At 56.0% G+C, this 257-nt stretch carries 1 protein-coding gene; it reads right to left on the minus strand.

Annotated elements, in window-relative coordinates; genetic code table 11:
• On the minus strand, positions 1-257 hold a 257-nt coding region (locus ACYP03_RS26915; RefSeq protein ID WP_459782795.1), incomplete at both ends, for an S-adenosylmethionine:tRNA ribosyltransferase-isomerase.

The following is a 257-nucleotide window of genomic DNA, read 5'->3' on the forward strand; positions in this document are numbered from 1 at the left end:
ATAGCCAGCAAATGCGCTCACCAGCATGATCAGTGTGGATTCCGGCAGGTGGAAATTGGTGATCAGCACATCCACCAGCTGGAACTCGTAACCGGGGTAAATGAAAATATCAGTATCGCCGAAGAAAGGGACCAGATCGGTGCCGTTCTTCAGGGCATCCTGAGCCGCACTTTCCAGCGAGCGGACAGAAGTGGTGCCCACGGCAATCACCCGGCCGCCACGAGCTCGGGTGGCCTGAATGGCATCAACTACCTCTT

The organism is Photobacterium sp. R1, from assembly GCF_054600795.1.